The 17,673-nt window shown below is 61.9% G+C and carries 17 protein-coding genes; 2 read left to right on the forward strand and 15 right to left on the reverse strand.

Annotated features, from left to right (window positions below; translation table 11 throughout):
* Both M1E16_RS22270 and leuA read left to right on the forward strand, forming a co-directional pair.
* Positions 1-822 carry a peptidoglycan DD-metalloendopeptidase family protein gene (locus M1E16_RS22270; RefSeq protein WP_458128387.1) on the forward strand — a complete coding sequence of 274 codons (822 nt, stop codon included), beginning with the start codon at positions 1-3 and terminating at the stop codon, positions 820-822.
* A gap of 461 nt (positions 823-1,283) precedes the next feature.
* Positions 1,284-2,963 carry a 2-isopropylmalate synthase gene (gene leuA / locus M1E16_RS22275; RefSeq protein WP_305499003.1) on the forward strand — a complete coding sequence of 560 codons (1,680 nt, stop codon included), beginning with the start codon at positions 1,284-1,286 and terminating at the stop codon, positions 2,961-2,963.
* A gap of 180 nt (positions 2,964-3,143) precedes the next feature.
* Here leuA and M1E16_RS22280 read toward each other — a convergent pair whose 3' ends face one another.
* The 15 genes from M1E16_RS22280 to hscA all read right to left on the reverse strand — a co-directional run bounded on the left by M1E16_RS22280 (position 3,144) and on the right by hscA (position 17,673).
* Positions 3,144-3,572 (reverse strand): hypothetical protein, encoded by a 429-nt coding sequence (locus tag M1E16_RS22280; protein ID WP_458128388.1) that lies wholly within the window; start codon positions 3,570-3,572, stop codon positions 3,144-3,146.
* Between the two features lie 64 nt (positions 3,573-3,636).
* A complete protein-coding gene (locus M1E16_RS22285; protein ID WP_458128389.1) occupies positions 3,637-4,431 on the reverse strand; it encodes an amidohydrolase in 795 nt (264 codons plus the stop codon).
* Entirely contained in the window at positions 4,419-5,567 is a 1,149-nt protein-coding gene (locus M1E16_RS22290) for a pyridoxal phosphate-dependent aminotransferase (protein WP_434698796.1), read from the reverse strand. The genes M1E16_RS22285 and M1E16_RS22290 overlap by 13 nt, the downstream gene beginning before the upstream one ends.
* A 268-nt stretch (positions 5,568-5,835) precedes the next feature.
* On the reverse strand, positions 5,836-7,308 hold the full coding sequence (gene der, locus M1E16_RS22295) for a ribosome biogenesis GTPase Der (RefSeq protein WP_434571979.1): 1,473 nt from the start codon (positions 7,306-7,308) through the stop codon (positions 5,836-5,838).
* 200 nt (positions 7,309-7,508) lie between these two features.
* Positions 7,509-8,660, reverse strand: coding sequence for an outer membrane protein assembly factor BamB (gene bamB / locus M1E16_RS22300; RefSeq protein ID WP_434696871.1), 1,152 nt, complete (start codon positions 8,658-8,660; stop codon positions 7,509-7,511).
* Positions 8,653-9,294: a YfgM family protein gene (locus M1E16_RS22305; protein WP_434571975.1), complete on the reverse strand. Its 642-nt coding sequence runs from the start codon at positions 9,292-9,294 to the stop codon at positions 8,653-8,655. Before M1E16_RS22305 ends, bamB begins: the two co-directional genes overlap by 8 nt.
* A 40-nt stretch (positions 9,295-9,334) precedes the next feature.
* The gene (gene hisS / locus M1E16_RS22310) at positions 9,335-10,624 is read right to left on the reverse strand and encodes a histidine--tRNA ligase (RefSeq protein ID WP_458128390.1); all 1,290 of its coding nucleotides are present in this window, start codon (positions 10,622-10,624) and stop codon (positions 9,335-9,337) included.
* A gap of 22 nt (positions 10,625-10,646) precedes the next feature.
* Positions 10,647-11,756, reverse strand: a complete 1,110-nt coding sequence (gene ispG, locus M1E16_RS22315; RefSeq protein WP_305498996.1) for a flavodoxin-dependent (E)-4-hydroxy-3-methylbut-2-enyl-diphosphate synthase — start codon at positions 11,754-11,756, stop codon at positions 10,647-10,649.
* A 3-nt stretch (positions 11,757-11,759) separates the two neighbouring features.
* On the reverse strand, positions 11,760-12,791 hold the full coding sequence (locus M1E16_RS22320) for a RodZ domain-containing protein (RefSeq protein ID WP_458128391.1): 1,032 nt from the start codon (positions 12,789-12,791) through the stop codon (positions 11,760-11,762).
* The gene (pilW, locus tag M1E16_RS22325) at positions 12,791-13,549 is read right to left on the reverse strand and encodes a type IV pilus biogenesis/stability protein PilW (protein ID WP_305498992.1); all 759 of its coding nucleotides are present in this window, start codon (positions 13,547-13,549) and stop codon (positions 12,791-12,793) included. Before pilW ends, M1E16_RS22320 begins: the two co-directional genes overlap by 1 nt.
* 12 nt (positions 13,550-13,561) lie before the next feature.
* Positions 13,562-14,710, reverse strand: a complete 1,149-nt coding sequence (gene rlmN / locus M1E16_RS22330) for a 23S rRNA (adenine(2503)-C(2))-methyltransferase RlmN (RefSeq protein WP_092202362.1) — start codon at positions 14,708-14,710, stop codon at positions 13,562-13,564.
* A gap of 28 nt (positions 14,711-14,738) precedes the next feature.
* Positions 14,739-15,164, reverse strand: a complete 426-nt coding sequence (gene ndk, locus M1E16_RS22335; protein WP_042727994.1) for a nucleoside-diphosphate kinase — start codon at positions 15,162-15,164, stop codon at positions 14,739-14,741.
* Positions 15,165-15,251: 87 nt separating this feature from the next.
* Complete coding sequence (gene iscX / locus M1E16_RS22340; protein ID WP_016773328.1) at positions 15,252-15,452, reverse strand: Fe-S cluster assembly protein IscX; 201 nt, start codon at positions 15,450-15,452, stop codon at positions 15,252-15,254.
* Between the two features lie 13 nt (positions 15,453-15,465).
* Entirely contained in the window at positions 15,466-15,807 is a 342-nt protein-coding gene (fdx, locus tag M1E16_RS22345; RefSeq protein WP_434571971.1) for an ISC system 2Fe-2S type ferredoxin, read from the reverse strand.
* Positions 15,808-15,810: 3 nt separating this feature from the next.
* Complete coding sequence (gene hscA, locus M1E16_RS22350; RefSeq protein ID WP_458128392.1) at positions 15,811-17,673, reverse strand: Fe-S protein assembly chaperone HscA; 1,863 nt, start codon at positions 17,671-17,673, stop codon at positions 15,811-15,813.

A 17,673-nucleotide genomic window follows, 5' to 3' on the forward strand; every position in this document is an offset into this window, starting at 1 on the left:
ATGCCGCGATTTCTCGCTCCCCTGCTCTTGCTGTGCCTGGCCGCCAACGCCCACGCTGACAGCTACATCACTCGCCTGCTGAACAAGCCGGTGCCCGGCGGCGTGGCCGTGGTGGATCTGGGCAGCGCGGCCCAGACGCCAAAAGCCACGTACCAGGGCAAACCGGTGCTGGTGGTCAAGGAACAGCAGAACTGGCTGGCAATTGTCGGCATTCCGCTGACCGTCCAACCTGGCACCCAGCAGATCAGCAGTGGCGGCGCCACCCAGCCCTTCGTGGTTGGCTACAAGAAATATCCCGAGCAGCACATCACCCTGAAAAACAAGCGCCAGGTCAATCCGGACCCGGCGGATCTGAAGCGCATCGAGGCCGAGCTTGCGGTGCAGTTGAAGGCCTACCGCAGCTTCAGCCCCAATATCCCCAGCAACCTGCTGCTGGACAAACCGGTGAACGGCCCGCTGTCGAGCAAGTTCGGGGTGCGCCGCTTTTTCAACGGCGAAGAGCGCAACCCTCATTCCGGCCTGGACTTCGCCGTGCCCGCCGGCACGCCGATCAAGACCCCGGCCGCCGGCAAGGTGATCCTCACCGGCAACTACTTTTTCAATGGCAACACCGTGTTCGTCGACCATGGCCAAGGCTTCATCAGCATGTTCTGCCACATGTCGAAGATCGACGTGAAGGTCGGCCAGCAACTGGCGCGCGGCACCGTGGTCGGCAAGGTTGGCGCCACCGGCCGCGCGACCGGGCCGCACATGCACTGGAACATCAGCCTGAATGATGCGCGGGTGGATCCGGCGATCTTTATCGGGGCGTTTCAGCCCTGAGTGTTTGTGGTGAGGCTACTGGCCTCATCGCGAGCAAGCTCGCTCCCACATAGGGATCTCAGTGACAACATTTGCAATCAACACAGATCCCCTGTGGGAGCGAGCTTGCTCGCGATGACGGCAGTCGCATCACCACTATCCTGGGAATTGCCAAGCCTTAAATATCGACGCAATCCTTAGGATACAAACTGTCTATATGCGCGATTAAATCTCGCAAACCCACCCAAAAACAGAACTTCTCCCAATTTTTCCCGACTGCTTGCAACCCCCCGGCCACGCGGTTAGGGTTGAGAGCATGAAAACCTCTCACACCCTCATTCAGCTTCGCCAGCACCGCAGCCTGTGCCTCGTCAGCGCACGACTGCCGGGCTGAATCGCGGCACCTCGTCCAGGCGTGAAGCCAACCCGTTCGAACCACCGGCAGGCCGCCTCTTTCCGGCCACGACAATAAGGATTTCCCCATGAGCATGCTCAAAGACCCGTCTTCGAAGTACCGCGCCTTCCCGACCATCAACCTGCCGGATCGCACCTGGCCGTCGAAGACCATCACCGCCGCGCCGATCTGGTGCAGTTCCGACCTGCGTGACGGCAACCAGTCGCTGATCGAGCCGATGGATGCGGCCAAGAAGCTGCGCTTCTGGAAAACCCTCGTTGCAGTGGGCGTGAAGGAAATCGAAGCATCGTTCCCGGCCGCTTCGCAGACTGACTTCGACTTTGTGCGCACCCTCATCGAAGAAGGCCACATCCCGGACGACACCACCATCCAGGTGCTGACCCAGGCCCGTGAAGACCTGATCGCTCGCACCTTCGAGTCCCTGCGTGGCGCGAAGAAAGCCATCGTCCACCTCTATAACGCCACTTGCCCGTCGTTCCGCCGCATCGTGTTCAATCAGGACAAGGAAGGCGTGAAGGAAATCGCCGTGAACGCGGCCAAGCTGTTCGTCAAATACGCCGCCCAGCAGCCGGAAACCCAATGGCAGTTCGAGTACTCGCCAGAAACCTTCAGCGCGACCGAGCTGGAGTTCGCCAAGGAAGTCTGCGACGCGGTGATCGAAGTGTGGAACCCGACACCTGAGCGCAAGGTGATCCTCAACCTGCCGGCCACCGTCGAAGTCGCCACTCCGAACATCTACGCCGACCAGATCGAGTGGTTCCACCGCAACATCACCCGGCGTGACAGCGTGCTTATCAGCCTGCACACCCACAACGACCGTGGCACCGGCGTGGCCGCCACCGAGCTGGGCCTGATGGCCGGCGCCGACCGTGTCGAAGGCTGCCTGTTCGGCAACGGCGAACGCACCGGTAACGTCGACCTGGTGACCGTGGCGCTGAACCTCTACACCCAGGGCATCGACCCTGAGCTGGACTTCTCCGACATCGACGGCGTGCGCAAGGTCGTCGAGGAATGCAACCAGATCCCGGTCCATCCACGTCACCCGTATGTCGGCGACCTGGTCCACACCGCGTTCTCCGGCTCGCACCAGGACGCGATCCGCAAGGGCTTCGCCCAGCAGAAACCGGATACCCTGTGGGAAGTACCGTACCTGCCGATCGACCCGGCCGACATCGGCCGCAGCTACGAAGCGGTGATCCGCGTGAACAGCCAGTCGGGCAAGGGCGGCATCGCCTACCTCCTGGAGCAGGAATACGGCATCAGCCTGCCGCGTCGCATGCAGATCGAGTTCAGCCAGGTGGTACAGCGTGAAACCGATCGCCTGGGCCTGGAAATGACTGCCCAGCAGATCCACGCCCTGCTCCAGCGCGAATATCTGCAAGCCAACACTCCGTACGCGCTGGTCAGCCATCGCCTGCAGGAAGAGAACGGCAACAGCGCCGTGGAAGTGGAAGTCGCCAGCAAGGGCCAGGGCGAGACCAACCTGCACTGGCGTGGCAGAGGCAACGGCGCGCTGGAAGCGCTGGTGGCCGGGCTGCCGATTCCGGTGGAAATCATGGACTACAACGAACACGCCATCGGCGCCGGCACCAACGCCAAGGCTGCGGCGTACATCGAACTGCGCGTCAACGGCGAACGTGCGGTGCATGGCGTGGGCATCGATGAAAACATCACCACGGCGAGCTTCAAGGCGCTGTTCAGTGCGTTGAACCGCTCGCTGAGCCAGCCGGAAGCCAAGGCGGCTTGATCGGTCGCTGAAAAACAAAAGGCCCCGGGGTGTGAACCTCGGGGCCTTTTGTTTGGCTTGGTTTTGGGTTGGCTGTTCCGGCCTCTTCGCGAGCAGGCTCGCTCCCACAATGGTCGGCGTGATGCACATGTTGTGGGAGCGAGCCTGCTCGCGAAAGCGGTCCATCAGACAACACCAAACTCAGGCATGGGTATCGATCGAAACCGTCATCGCCTGCAGCAGCGCGGCCTGCAAAGTCTGCAAAGTCGCCTGGGTCCCCATGATCTGGGTCTGGATCGCCATGGCCTGCTGGGCTTTCTGCTCCTCGTCGGCCCGGCTTTTCTGCACGCGGGCCAATTGGGCCTGCTGATCGGCCAGCAACTTTTCGGTCCGCTCGATCTGCTTCTTCAGCTGCTCGATGATATTGCTGCCGTTGCTGCCGCCAACACCGGCGATATTTGCGCCGCTGGTGTCTACTTTCAGTTCCTTGTCCTTGTCCTTGTCCTTGTCTTCGCCGGTGTCAGGCGGTACCACCGGACTGACGGCTTTCTCTTCCTCGGCGCCCCTGATGGAGACTTTGGGGGCCGACAGCGGATAAGGGTTTACGGTCGTTGCGCTGATACTGGTCATGGGGACTCCTCCTTGGCTGACCTGTTATCGGCGTGCAATACCGTTCCTTGAGGGCTGAATCGTTTCAATAGATGAATTCGAAGCGATCAGCGTCCAGGTTCGCCGGAAAGCGTGTGCGATACGCCGCCAGGTCCGCCGCGCTCAGGCACACCGTGAACACGCCGTCGGCCTCGCCGGCACTGAGCAGCGTCTCGCCCTGAAAGTCCAGCACCTGACTGTCTCCGGTATAAGCGAAGCCCTTGCCGTCGGTGCCGATCCGGTTCACCGCCGCCACATAGCAGAGATTTTCGATGGCCCGTGCCGGCAGCAGCCGGTTCCAGTGCTGACGCCGGGCGCCCGGCCAGTTGGCGGTATACAGCAACAGGTCGGTGTCCTCGGCATCGCGACTCCACGCCGGGAAGCGCAGGTCATAGCAGATCAGCGGCCGAATCCGCCAGCCCTTGAGCTCGAACAACACCTGCTGGTCACCCGGTGTGTAATGGTTGTGCTCGCCGGCCATGCGAAACAGATGACGCTTGTCGTAATGCAGCACCTCGCCATCCGGACGCGCCCACAGCAAGCGATTGCGATGGCTGCCGTCGGCGGCCTGGATGATCACGCTGCCGGTGATCACGGCGTCCAGCTTTGCCGCCTGGGCCTTGAGCCATTGGCTGGCGGGGCCGTTCTCCGGCTCGGCCAGGGCCTCGGACTCCATGGAAAAACCGGTGGTGAACATTTCCGGCAGGATGATCAGGTCCGCCCCGCGCGCCTGTTCGAGCAGCGCGTCGAAATGTTCCAGGTTGGCCCGGCGGTCATGCCAGGCCAGCGTAGTCTGGATCAAGGCAATGTTCAGATTGGGCAACGCGCTCAGATCACGCATAGTTTTTCCGCCGCTTCGCGCAGCGTCTCCTCGCGTTTGGCAAAACACAGGCGCACCAGGCGCTGGCCCTGCGGCGGGTTCTGGTAGAACACCGAGATCGGAATGGTCGCCACGCCGTGTTCGCGGGTCATCCAGAGCGCCATGTCGACGTCATTGAGGTCCGGGCGGATCTGCGAATAATCCACCAACTGGAAATACGTGCCGGCGACACGCTGGAAAGTGAAGCGCGACGGCGCCAGCAGATCGCAGAACAGGTCGCGCTTGGCCTGATAGAAATCAGGCAGTTCATCGACATGCTCCGGATGCTCGGCCATGTAGTCGGCCAACGCGTATTGCAACGGTGTCACGCCGCAGAAACTGACGTACTGATGCACCTTGCGCAGCTCCGCCGTCAGGGCCGCTGGCGCGACGACGTAGCCGGTTTTCCAGCCCGTGACGTGGTAGGTCTTGCCGAACGAACTGACGACGAAGGCACGGCGGTAGAGTTCTTCGTGGGCAAGGACGCTGACATGGGGCACGTCGTCGAATACCAGGTGCTCATAAACCTCATCGCTGATCAGGTAGATGTCGCGATCGCGAATCAACGCCGCCAGCTGGTCCAGCTCGGCGCGGCTGATCAATGCGCCGCTGGGGTTGTGCGGCGTGTTGAGGATGATCATTCGCGTGCGCGGGCTCAGGGCTTCGCCAAGCTTCTGGAAGTCGATGGCAAAATCATCCAGGCCCAGTTGCACATGTACGCAACGCCCGCCGGCCAGTTGTACGGCAGGTTCGTAGCTGTCGTACGCTGGGTCGAAGACGATCACTTCGTCGCCGCTGTGTACCACCGCCGCGATGGCGCAGAAAATCGCCTGGGTCGCGCCGGGGGTCACGGTGACTTCCTGATCGGCGTCGACGCTGGCGCCATAGCTGCGGGCGATCTTTGCCGCGATCTGCTGGCGCAGGGCTGGCAGGCCAGTCATCGGCGAATATTGATTGTGGCCTTGGGCGATATGCCGGCCCACTGCATCGCGCAGGGCCTGCGGGCCATCGAAATCGGGAAAGCCCTGGGACAGGTTCAGCGCACCGGTCTGCGCGGCAAGCTGGGACATCTGGGTAAAAATGGTGATGCCGACATTCGGCAACTTGCTGGTGATCATCGAGGGTTCCCTGGGTCTGCACCCGGCTCTGGCGCGGCGCGGGAGAGGTCGAGGATAGCCCAATCGCCGGGCATGAAAAAGGGTGCCCGTGGGCACCCTCTTCAATTGTTGCCGAACACCGTGGCGAGGGAGCTTGCTCCCGCTGGGTTGCGAAGCAGCCCCAAGATGTATCCACCACAGCGGTGCATCAGACAAAACGCAGGGGGCTGCTGCGCAGCCCAGCGGGAGCAAGCTCCCTCGCCACAAAAGCGGTCCTGAGAAGCCAGGATCAGCGCTTGTCGCGGCGCTTCTTGTCGGCCTTCTTGTGGTGCGACATCAAGCGGCGCTTCTTGTTGACCTGGCGGTCGGTGAGCGTGTTCTTGTTGCCTTCGTACGGGTTCTCGCCGCCCTTGAACTCGATGCGGATCGGCGTGCCGACCAGCTTGAGGACGCGACGGTAAGTGTTTTCCAGATAACGAACGTAGGACTTGGGCACCTTCTCGATCTGGTTACCGTGGATCACGATGATCGGTGGGTTGGCACCGCCCAAGTGGGCGTAGCGCAGCTTGATCCGGCGGTTGTTGACCATCGGTGGCGCATGCTCGCCGACCGCGTCTTCGAGGATCTGGGTCAGGCGGTTGGTCGGCCAACGGGTGACCGCCGACTTGAACGAGTTCTGCACCGAGGCGTAGAGGTTGCCCACGCCGGTACCGTGCAGGGCCGAGATGAAGTGGATGTCGGCAAAGTCGACGAAGAACAGCCGACGCTGCAGTTCGACCTTGACGTAATCGCGCTCGCTCGGCGTCATGCCGTCCCACTTGTTGATCGCGATGACCAGTGCACGACCGGCTTCCAGGGCGAAACCCAGCAGGTTCAAGTCGTGATCGACCACGCCTTCGCGGGCGTCCATCACGAAGATCACCACGTTGGCGTCTTTGATCGCCTGCAGCGTTTTGACCACGGAGAATTTTTCGACTTCCTCGTGGATCTTGCCGCGCTTGCGCACACCGGCCGTGTCGATCAGCGTGTACTTCTCTTCGTTACGCTCGAAGGGAATGTAGATGCTGTCACGGGTGGTGCCGGGCTGGTCGTAGACGATGACCCGGTCTTCACCGAGCATGCGGTTGACCAGCGTCGACTTGCCGACGTTCGGGCGGCCGATGATAGCGATCTTGATGCCGTCCTTTTCGCTCGGACCCGGAATGCGCTTGGCTTCCTCGCCCTCGGCAACGACTTCTTCCTCGCCCTCTTCCGGCTCGTCTTCATCGTCCTTGGGGAAATCAGCCAGGGCGATTTCCAGCATCTGGGTGATGCCGCGACCGTGGGCACCGGCGATCGGAATCGCCTGGCCCATGCCCAAAGGTGCGAACTCGGCGCGAGCCATGTCCGGGTCGATATTGTCGACCTTGTTGGCGACCACATAGGAACGCTTGTTACGTTTGCGCAAATGCTCGGCGATCATCTGGTCGGCGGCGGTAAAACCGGCCTTGGCGTCTACCAGGAACAGCACCACATCGGCTTCTTCGATGGCGAGCAGCGACTGCTCGGCCATTTTTTCGTCCATGCCGTGCTCATCACCGGAGATGCCGCCGGTGTCGACCAGAATATAGGTACGCCCTTGCCACTTGGCCTCACCGTATTGGCGATCACGGGTCAGACCGGACAAGTCGCCGACGATAGCGTCGCGAGTCCTGGTCAGGCGGTTGAACAAGGTGGATTTGCCGACGTTCGGTCGGCCCACCAGGGCGATTACGGGAACCATGCGGCTCTCCACTTCGTTATTTCAGAAAATACAAAAGCCGCTGCGAGGCAGCGGCTGGTGCTCGGGGGCCACCTTGTGGGAGCGAGCCTGCTCGCGAAAGCAGTGGGTCAGTCGACATACAGGCCGCTGGACCAGCGCATTCGCGAGCAGGCTCGCTCCTAAAAAGGTGAAGCCGCTTGGGAATTAACCCAAGCATAGTCTTACTTGATGGTCAGGGCTTCCAGTTTGCCGCTGTTGCCATACACATAGATCATGTTTCCCACCACCAGCGGACGCGCACGCAGGCCGTCGCTGTCGATGCGCTCGCGACCGACGAAACGACCGTCGACCTGGCTGAGCAGGTGCAGGTAACCTTCCAGGTCACCCACTGCAACGTAGCTGGAGAACACTTCCGGGGCCGACAGTTGGCGACGGGCCAGGGAGTCGTTGCTCCACAATGCGGTGGTGGAACGCTCGTCAACGCCTTCGACGGTGCCCGAGGACAGGCTCACGTAGACGCTGCCGAAACCTTGGGCGACACCGGCGTAGCTCGACGCATCGCGCTGCCACAACGGACGACCGCTTTCCAGGTCCAGCGCCGCAACGCGGCCCTGGTAACTGGCGACGTACAGCGTACCGCCGGACAGCAGCAGGCCGCCGTCGATGTCGACCACACGCTCCAGCTCCGAACGACCTTGCGGGATCGCTACGCGCTGTTCCCAGACCGGTACGCCGTTGGAAATATCCAGGGCCACGACTTTACCGGTCGACAAGCCAGCCACCGCGAGGCGGTTGGTGACGATCGGCGCGCTGGTGCCACGCAGGGTCAGTACCGCCGGAGTGCTGTCGTACAACCAGCGCTGGTTGCCGGTGGCGGCATCCAGGCCAATCAGGCGGTCGTCCTGGGTCTGCACCACCACCACGTCACCGTTGGTAGCGGGCGGCGCGAGCACTTCGCTGGTCACGCGGGCGCGCCATCTCTCTTCACCGCTGCTCGCGTCCAGGGCGACGATCTCGCCCTTGAGCGTGCCGATCATGACCAGCCCGTAACCCACGCCAACGGCGCCGGACACAGGCAGCTCAAGATCCTTTTCCCATTTGACGTCGCCGCTCATGCGATCCATGGCCATGACGACGCCAGTCACGTCGCCGGCATAGAGGGTGTCGCCGTCGATGGCCGGCACCAGCATGTTGTAGGTTTCACCCTGGCCGTCACCGACGGAGCGGCTCCATTGCTTCTGCAGCACGACTTCTTCTTTGAAATCGGTCAGTTCGGCCGGAGGCAGTTCTTTCTTGCTGTTGCTGCTGCAACCCGCGGCCAGAATGGCCAGGGCCAGCAATGCTGCATGTTTCCAACGGATCACGTCACGCATCCCCTTTGGCCAGGTCGTCCAGCTTGATTTGCAGGCCACCGACTGCGGCTTCATCCGACAGCGCAGCCTTGGCTTTTTGGTAGGCCGCATGGGCCTCATTGGCACGGCCCAGCTGTACCAGCAGGTCGCCCTTGAGTTCTTCGCGGGTCGCCAGGAACGCCTTGTCGGCGTCGCCGTCGAGCAGCTTCAGCGCGTCTTCGGCCTTGTTCTGTGCCGCCAGCACCTGCGCCAGGCGCTGACGCGCGACTTCGCCCAGGGTCGGGTTGGCCGGTTTGTCGACGATGGCTTTCAGCTCGGTGACCGCGTCGTCCAGCTTGCCGCTGTCGACCGCAACCTTGGCCACGAACAGGCTGCCGTACTGGGCGTAGGCGGTGCCGCCGAACTCTTTGTTGAGCTTGCCGGCCAGGTCCGCCACGCGCGCCGCGTCAGGCTTGCCGTCGGGGGTCAGGGTGGTTTCCAGCAGTTGCTGGTAAAGCACCGAGGCACCTTGCGACTGATTGCTCTGGTATTTCTGGTAGGCCTGCCAGCCGAACACGATGACCAGCGCCAACAGGCCGCCAGTGACCAGCGGCTTGCCGTTGCGCGTCCACCAGTCCTTCAAATCCGCCAGCTGTTCATCTTCGGTACTCGACACCCCAATACTCCTTAATCGCTAAATCGGCTGTTTGACAGCTTCAACCCTGCACGACGCAGGTGGCCAGGTGTGCAGCAAGCGCATCCCAGGCAATACTTTGTTGTTCGCCCTGGCCACGCAGGGGTTTGAAACCTACCACTTGTTGGGCCAGTTCGTCGTCACCAAGAATCAGTGCGTACAGTGCACCGCTCTTGTCGGCCTTCTTGAATTGGCTCTTGAAGCTGCCGGCGCCGGCGTTGATCTGCAGACGCAGGTTGGGCAACTGGTCACGGATCCGCTCGCTCAGGGCCAGGGCGGCCAGTTCGGCGGCCTCGCCAAAGGCGCAGAGGTACACATCGACCTGGCGCGCCAGTTCTTCCGGCACCTTGTCCAATGCTTCAAGCATCAGCACCAGGCGCTCGATACCCATGGCAAAACCCACGCCCGGGGTCGGCTTGCCGCCCATCTGCTCCACCAGCCCGTCGTAGCGGCCACCGGCGCACACGGTGCCCTGGGCCCCGAGCTTGTCGGTGACCCATTCGAAGACGGTCTTGCTGTAGTAATCCAGGCCACGGACCAACTTGGGGTTGATCACGTAAGGGATGCCGACGGCGTCCAGACGTGCCTTCAGCCCTTCGAAATGCGCGCGGGATTCGTCGTCGAGGTAGTCGGCCATTTTCGGCGCGTCCACCAGGATCGCCTGGGTCTCCGGGTGCTTGGTATCGAGCACGCGCAGCGGGTTGGTCTTCAGGCGGCGCTGGCTGTCTTCGTCGAGCTTGTCGACATGGGCGGACAGAAACTCCACCAACGCCTCGCGGTAGCGGCCACGGGATTCGCTGGTGCCCAGGCTGTTGAGCTCAAGCTTGACCGCATCGCGCAGGCCCAGCTCGCCCCACAGGCGCCAGGTCATCACGATCAGCTCGGCATCGATGTCCGGACCTTCCAGGTTGAACACTTCAAGGCCAATCTGATGAAACTGGCGATAACGACCTTTCTGCGGACGCTCGTGGCGGAACATCGGGCCGATGTACCACAGTTTCTGCACCTGGCCGCCGCCGGTGATGCCGTGCTCAAGCACTGCACGCACGCATGCTGCCGTGCCTTCGGGGCGCAGAGTCAGGGAATCGCCGTTGCGGTCGTCGAAGGTGTACATTTCTTTTTCGACGATGTCGGTCACTTCACCGATGGAGCGCTTGAACAGCTCGGTGAACTCGACGATGGGCATGCGGATCTGCCGGTAACCGTAGTTATCCAGCAGGCGCGCGACGGTGCCCTCGAAATAGCGCCACAGGGGCGTCTGCTCGGGCAGGATGTCGTTCATGCCACGAATGGCTTGCAGAGACTTGCTCACGTGTATTCCTTAATCTTGCGACTTAACCGCGCGCGATGACCGCTGCGTCGGCTTCGACCTTTTCGGCCGCTTTCTGGCGGATCAGCTTTTCCAGCTCATCCACCAGATTGTCATTCGTCAGTTTCTGCGACGGCTTGCCGTCGATGTAAATCAGGTTCGGCGTGCCGCCCGTCAGGCCGATATGGGCCTCCTTGGCTTCGCCGGGCCCGTTGACCACGCAACCGATCACCGCGACATCCAGCGGCACCAGCAGGTCTTCAAGGCGCCCTTCCAGCTCGTTCATGGTCTTGACTACATCGAAGTTCTGCCGCGAGCAGCTCGGGCAGGCGATGAAGTTGATCCCACGGGAACGCAGGTGCAGGGACTTGAGAATGTCGTAGCCGACTTTCACTTCCTCGACCGGGTCCGCCGCCAACGAGATGCGGATGGTATCGCCAATCCCTTCGGCGAGCAGCATACCGAGGCCGACGGCAGATTTCACCGTACCCGAGCGCAACCCACCGGCTTCGGTGATGCCCAGGTGCAACGGCTGGACAATTTCCTTGGCCAGCAGGCGGTAGGCTTCGACGGCCATGAACACGTCGGAGGCCTTCACGCTGACCTTGAAGTCCGGGAAATTCAGGCGTTCGAGGTGCTCGACATGGCGCAGCGCCGATTCCACCAGCGCGGCCGGAGTCGGTTCGCCGTACTTCTTCTGCAGGTCTTTTTCCAGGGAACCGGCGTTGACGCCGATGCGGATCGGAATGCCGCGATCACGGGCGGCATCCACCACCGCGCGCACCCGATCTTCGCGACCGATGTTGCCCGGGTTGATGCGCAGGCAGTCGACGCCCAGCTCGGCCACGCGCAAGGCAATGCGGTAGTCGAAGTGAATGTCGGCCACCAACGGCACCTTGACCAGCTGCTTGATCTTGCCGAACGCCTCGGCGGCGTCCATGTCCGGCACGGATACGCGCACGATGTCGACGCCGGCGGCTTCAAGGCGATTGATTTGCGCGACCGTGGCGGCCACGTCATTGGTGTCGCTGTTGGTCATGCTCTGCACAGCGATTGGCGCATCGCCGCCCACGGGCACGTTACCGACCCAGATCTTCCGGGATTCGCGACGCTTGATAGGAGATTCGCCGTGCATGACTTATTGACCCAACTTCAGGCGAGCGGTCTCGCCACTGGTGAACGGAGCCACATCGACCGGCTGGCCGTTGTAGCTGACCTGCGCGCCACGGGCATAGCCCAGGCGTACGGCAAACGGCGGCCTGCCGTTGACGGACGTGCTGTCGCCCTTGCGCTTGAGGCCGCTGAACAGGACCTTGCCGTTGCCGTCGGTAATCTGCGTCCAGCAATCGGCGGTGAACTGGATCTGTACCTGGCCATCGCCAGGCGCAGGAGCCGGGGCCGCGGGGGTTGCTGGCGCTGCTGGCACGGCCGGAGCGGCCACGGTTGGCGCTGGCGTGCCAGGAGCAGGAGCCGCCGGGGTGGTCGGCGCGCTGCCGGCATGGGCCGGAGCCGTGGGGGCGGCAGGCGTTGGGGCTGGCGCGGGAACGGATGGCACGACAGGCTCGGCCCCCGCGGCGGCATCGGTCTCGCCGCTGTCCTGGCCTTGAGGCAATGCCAGGGCGGTTTCACCCTCAGTCTGCCCCTCGACAACAGCCTGGTCTTCCGGCTCATCCAGCGGATGAATCTGGGTGGTGCCGTCGGCGCCTTCGACTTCGACATGCTCAGGGTTCATCGCAACCGGCTCCTTGCTGCGCAAGGAAGCCTGATCCTGCCACCAGACGAAACCGCCACCGATCACCGCGATCAGCAGCAACAGGCTGACGATACGCAAAATGGTATGGGAAACGCGCACTGGCTCCTCGATACGGCCCAGGCTGTGCACACTGCTGCCCTGGGCGTCGGAACCGGTGTATTGATCGAATTGCTGGACCAGCACGGTCTGGTCCATGCCAAGCAACTTGGCATAGGCGCGGATGTAGCCCCGGGCGAAAGTATGCCCAGGCAATTTGTCGAACGCGCCGGCTTCCAGGTTGCTCAGGGAAGTCACGGTGAGATTGAGCTTGAGGGCCACTTCGGCCAGCGACCAACCATTGCTTTCGCGGGCTTGACGCAGGGTCTCACCGGGATTTACGCGAGTCGCTGCTACAACTTCGGGATGCGCCGCTTTCATCATTGCTCCGACAGGTATTGCTGATATTCCGGCGTACCGGGATAGAGTCTTTTGAGTTGCAGGCCATAACTGGCGGCCTTGTCACGATCTTCAAACACATGCGCCAGCCGAACGCCGAGCAATAGACTACGTGCATTTTGCTCGCTGAGCAGGCTAAACCGCTCGTAATAGTCGCGAGCGGGCACATAATGCCTGTCTTCGTAAGACAACTCAGCCATTTCCAGCAACGCGCGCGGTTGCTGGCGGTTGAGCCGCAGCGCCTTTTCGAGCTGCTGGCGGGCCAGGTCACGCTGGCCGAGTTTCGCGGCGGTCATGCCGAGGTTCTCGAACACCCGCGAACGCTCAGGGTAAAGGGTATCGGCGGCCGCTTGCTCGAAGCGCTCGTAGGCTTCCTTGTAGCGTGCCTGCTCGTAGAGGAAGCTGCCGTAGTTGTTGAGGATCCGGGCGTCTTGCGGGCGGGCGGACAACGCCTTGCGAAAGTGCTCGTCGGCCAGTTCCGGCTCCATCTCGGCCTGGAACACCAGGGCCAGCGCCGCATTGGCATCGGCGTCCGAGCTGTCCAGCTCCAGGGCCTTCTTGAGCGGCACCTTGGCCCGCTCGGTCATGCCCTGTTGCAAATAGCCGATGCCCAGCTGCACATAGGCCTCGCGCGCTTCGTCACGGCCCTTGCTGGTTTTCATCGGGTTATAGTCGCCCGACAGAACACAACCGGAACAAAGGCCGGCCAACAGCAACAGCAGCGCAAAGCGCAGGGACATAGAGTTCCTCTCTTAGTGACTGTTCGCAGCGTTCTGTACTGCATCGTCCGCGGCGTTCAATTCGCGCACGGCAATGTAGCGTTCGCTGCGACGGGTGCGATCCAGCACCTGTCCTACCAATTGGCCACACGCGGCATCGATGTCTTCGCCACGGGTGGTGCGCACGGTGACGTTGAAGCCAGCGTGGTGAAGCTGATCCTGGAACCGACGAATCGCATTGTTGCTCGGACGCTCGTAGCCGGAATGCGGGAACGGGTTGAACGGGATCAGGTTGATCTTGCACGGGATGTTCTTGAGCAGCTCGATCATCTCGACCGCGTGTTCAACCTTGTCATTCACGTCCTTGAGCAAGGTGTACTCGATGGTCAGCACGCGCTTTTCGCCCAGGGACGACATGTAGCGCTGGCACGACTCGAGCAGCATCTTAAGCGGATACTTCTTGTTGATCGGCACCAATTGGTTACGCAATGCGTCATTCGGTGCGTGCAGCGACAACGCCAGCGAGACGTCGATGTGCTTGGCCAGCTCATCGATCATCGGCACCACGCCTGAGGTGGACAGGGTCACGCGGCGCTTGGAGATGCCGTAGCCCAGGTCATCCATCATCAGGTGCATGGCGGCGACGACGTTGTCGAAGTTCAGCAGCGGCTCACCCATGCCCATCATCACCACGTTGGTGATGGCACGGTCGACGGTTGCCGGGACGCTGCCAAAGGATTTGTTGGCAATCCACACCTGGCCGATCACTTCGGCGGCGGTGAGGTTGCTGTTGAAGCCTTGCTTGCCGGTGGAGCAGAAACTGCAATCCAGGGCACAGCCTGCCTGGGACGAAACGCACAAGGTGCCGCGCTTGCCCTGGGGAATGTAGACGGTCTCGACGCAGCTGCCGGACGCCACGCGCACCACCCACTTGCGGGTGCCGTCGCTGGAAATGTCCTGGCTGACCACTTCGGGGCCGCGAATCTCGGCAACGGCCTTGAGCTTTTCGCGCAGGGCCTTGCCGACATTCGTCATGGCGTCGAAATCGTCGACGCCAAAGTGGTGAATCCATTTCATCACCTGACCGGCACGGAAACGCTTCTCCCCGATCGAGTCGAAGAATTTCTCCATTTCCGGCTGGGTCAGGCCCAACAGGTTGGTTTTGCCGTTCGATGTAGTCATGGATTCACCTTCACTCAAAAGCCTGGGCTTAGCGAGTGGTTACTTCAGTAGCGGAGAAAAAGTAAGCGATTTCGCGAGCAGCGGCGGCTTCGGAGTCCGAACCGTGGACGGCGTTGGCGTCGATGGATTCAGCGAAGTCAGCACGGATGGTGCCGGCAGCAGCTTCTTTAGGGTTGGTAGCGCCCATCAGCTCACGGTTGCGAGCGATGGCGTTTTCGCCTTCCAGCACTTGAACGACAACCGGACCGGAAGTCATGAAGGCAACCAGTTCACCGAAGAAACCGCGCTCGCTGTGCTCAGCGTAGAAGCCTTCGGCTTCGGCTTTGGACAGTTGCTTCATTTTCGAAGCTACAACGCGCAGGCCAGCGTCTTCGAAGCGGGTAACGATCTTGCCGATCACGTTTTTAGCAACGGCGTCAGGCTTGATGATGGAGAAAGTACGTTGAACAGCCATGGTGTAACTCCAGAAACGGTAATTTACGAAAAATTAAACCCGCGAATTATACGCGGGTTCTTGGGTATTGCCTAACCTGCGAGGCGATCAGTCCAATTCTGCGGCCCAGAGCTCCTGAACCGCTTCCAACACCTTCTCGCCGACTCGGCCAGAGGTGGCATCGAAGTCAGGCAGCTCAAGGATCATCTGCTGCAGACGGACGAAACCTACGGAGTACGGATCGAGACCCTCGTGGGCTTCGGCCAATTCTTCGGCGATGCGTTGTACATCATTCCAACCATAGCTCATGACAGTGTCACCATCAGTGCGGCGCTTCGGCCGCATGGTTAAGTGAGTATCTCGGGATTTCGACGGTCAGGTCTTCAGTGCCGACGATGGCCTGGCAACCCAGACGCGATTGCGGCTCAAGCCCCCAGGCGCGGTCAAGAAAGTCTTCTTCCAGCTCGTCCGCCTCTTCCAGCGACTCGAAACCTTCACGAATAATGCAGTGGCAGGTCGTGCAAGCGCAAACGCCGCCACAGGCGCTTTCCATCTCGATGTGGTGTTCGTGGGCCAGGTCAAGAATGGACGTTCCGGGCTCGGCTTCCACGACCATGCCGTCCGGGCAGAACTTCTCGTGGGGCAGAAAAATCACCTGCGGCATCAGTTATTCCTCGATTTCATTCAGGTTGCGCCCCGCCAGGGCGGCTTTCACCGTCGAGTCCAGGCGGCGGGCAGCAAAGGCATCGGTGACTTGCGACAGACGCTTGGTCCGCTGCTCGATGGCATATCCATCGGTGCCCTTGATCAATTCGGAGAGTTCTTGCATCTGCATTTCGATGACCATGCGCTCCTCGGCGTCGAGCAAGCGCTCGCCGTCGGCTTCGACGGCGGCTTGCACGGCTTCGATCAGGCGCTGGGCGTCGACCTGCTGCTCGCGCAGCACACGGGCGACTTTGTCGTCGCTGGCGTGCTGGAACGAATCCTTGAGCATCTTGGCGATTTCGCCGTCGGTCAGGCCGTAGGACGGCTTGACCTGGATGCTTGCCTCGACGCCCGAACCGAGTTCACGGGCGGAGACATTGAGCAGACCATCGGCGTCGACCTGGAAGGTCACGCGGATCTTCGCCGCGCCGGCAACCATCGCCGGGATGCCGCGCAATTCGAAACGCGCGAGGGAGCGGCAATCGCTGATCAATTCACGCTCGCCTTGCAGCACATGAATCATCATGGCCGACTGGCCGTCTTTATAAGTAGTGAAATCCTGGGCGCGGGCGACGGGGATGGTGGTGTTGCGCGGGATCACCTTCTCCATCAGGCCGCCCATGGTTTCCAGGCCCAGGGACAACGGAATCACGTCGAGCAGCAGCAATTCGCCGCCCTCGCGCTTGTTGCCAGCCAGGGTATCGGCCTGGATCGCGGCACCGATGGCGACCACCTGGTCCGGGTCGATTTCAGTCAGCGGCTGACGGCCAAAGGCTTCGGCAACGGCTTCGCGAACCCGAGGCACACGGGTCGAACCACCGACCATGACCACGGCCTTGACATCTTCCAGCTCGACGCCGGAATCACGCACGGCACGGCGGCAGGCCTTGAGGCTGCGGGCGACCATGGGTTCGATGAGGGCATTGAAGGCTTCGCGGGTCAGCGTGGCTGTCCATTCGCCGTAAGTGACTTCAACGCTGGCGGCGTCGGTCAAGGCTTCCTTGGCGGCGCAGGCGGTTTGCAGCAGATGGCGCTGGGTACCCGGATCGAGATCAGCGGACAAGCCCGCCTGCTCGATGATCCAGCCGGCAATAGCGTGATCGAAATCGTCGCCGCCCAGGGCGCTGTCGCCACCGGTGGCGAGGACTTCGAAGACACCGCCGGTCAGGCGCAGGATCGAAATATCAAACGTGCCGCCGCCCAGGTCGTAAATGGCGACGAGGCCCTCGGCATGCTGGTCCAGGCCGTACGCCACCGCAGCCGCCGTCGGCTCGTTGAGCAGGCGCAGCACATTGAGACCGGCGAGCTTGGCCGCGTCCTTGGTGGCTTGGCGCTGGGCGTCATCGAAATAGGCCGGAACGGTGATCACCGCGCCCACCAGTTCACCGCCCAACGCGGCTTCGGCGCGCTGACGCAAGACCTTGAGGATATCGGCGGAGACTTCTACCGGGCTTTTCGGGCCCTGCACGGTTTCGATGAACGGCATGTGGGATTCGCCGCCGACGAAACGGTACGGCAGTTGATCGCCCAATTGCTTGACGTCGGACAGACCACGACCCATCAAGCGTTTGACCGACACGACGGTATTGAGTGGATCGGTGGCGGCGGCCAGCTTGGCCGACTCGCCGACTTCGACGCGATCGGCGTGGTAGCGCACGGCAGACGGCAGGATCACCCGCCCCTGCTCGTCGGCCAGCGGCTCGGAAAGACCGCTGCGCAACGCAGCGACCAGGGAATTGGTGGTACCCAAGTCGATCCCGACAGCCAGGCGACGCTGGTGCGGTTGTGGACTTTGGCCGGGTTCGGCGATCTGCAGTAGGGCCAT

The organism is Pseudomonas sp. Z2-11 (assembly GCF_054161305.1).

Excerpts from the sequence above, each read along its gene's own strand:
- fdx (WP_434571971.1), bottom strand. The coding sequence starts at position 15,807 with ATGCCGCAGGTGATTTTTCTGCCCCACGAGAAGTTCTGCCCGGACGGC.
- bamB (WP_434696871.1), bottom strand. The coding sequence starts at position 8,660 with ATGCGTGACGTGATCCGTTGGAAACATGCAGCATTGCTGGCCCTGGCC.
- hscA (WP_458128392.1), bottom strand. The coding sequence starts at position 17,673 with ATGGCCCTACTGCAGATCGCCGAACCCGGCCAAAGTCCACAACCGCAC.
- ispG (WP_305498996.1), bottom strand. The coding sequence starts at position 11,756 with ATGCACGGCGAATCTCCTATCAAGCGTCGCGAATCCCGGAAGATCTGG.
- M1E16_RS22280 (WP_458128388.1), bottom strand. The coding sequence starts at position 3,572 with ATGACCAGTATCAGCGCAACGACCGTAAACCCTTATCCGCTGTCGGCC.
- iscX (WP_016773328.1), bottom strand. The coding sequence starts at position 15,452 with ATGAGCTATGGTTGGAATGATGTACAACGCATCGCCGAAGAATTGGCC.
- ndk (WP_042727994.1), bottom strand. The coding sequence starts at position 15,164 with ATGGCTGTTCAACGTACTTTCTCCATCATCAAGCCTGACGCCGTTGCT.
- pilW (WP_305498992.1), bottom strand. The coding sequence starts at position 13,549 with ATGTCCCTGCGCTTTGCGCTGCTGTTGCTGTTGGCCGGCCTTTGTTCC.
- leuA (WP_305499003.1), top strand. The coding sequence starts at position 1,284 with ATGAGCATGCTCAAAGACCCGTCTTCGAAGTACCGCGCCTTCCCGACC.
- M1E16_RS22270 (WP_458128387.1), top strand. The coding sequence starts at position 1 with ATGCCGCGATTTCTCGCTCCCCTGCTCTTGCTGTGCCTGGCCGCCAAC.
- rlmN (WP_092202362.1), bottom strand. The coding sequence starts at position 14,710 with ATGACTACATCGAACGGCAAAACCAACCTGTTGGGCCTGACCCAGCCG.
- M1E16_RS22290 (WP_434698796.1), bottom strand. The coding sequence starts at position 5,567 with ATGATCACCAGCAAGTTGCCGAATGTCGGCATCACCATTTTTACCCAG.
- M1E16_RS22320 (WP_458128391.1), bottom strand. The coding sequence starts at position 12,791 with ATGAAAGCGGCGCATCCCGAAGTTGTAGCAGCGACTCGCGTAAATCCC.
- der (WP_434571979.1), bottom strand. The coding sequence starts at position 7,308 with ATGGTTCCCGTAATCGCCCTGGTGGGCCGACCGAACGTCGGCAAATCC.
- M1E16_RS22285 (WP_458128389.1), bottom strand. The coding sequence starts at position 4,431 with ATGCGTGATCTGAGCGCGTTGCCCAATCTGAACATTGCCTTGATCCAG.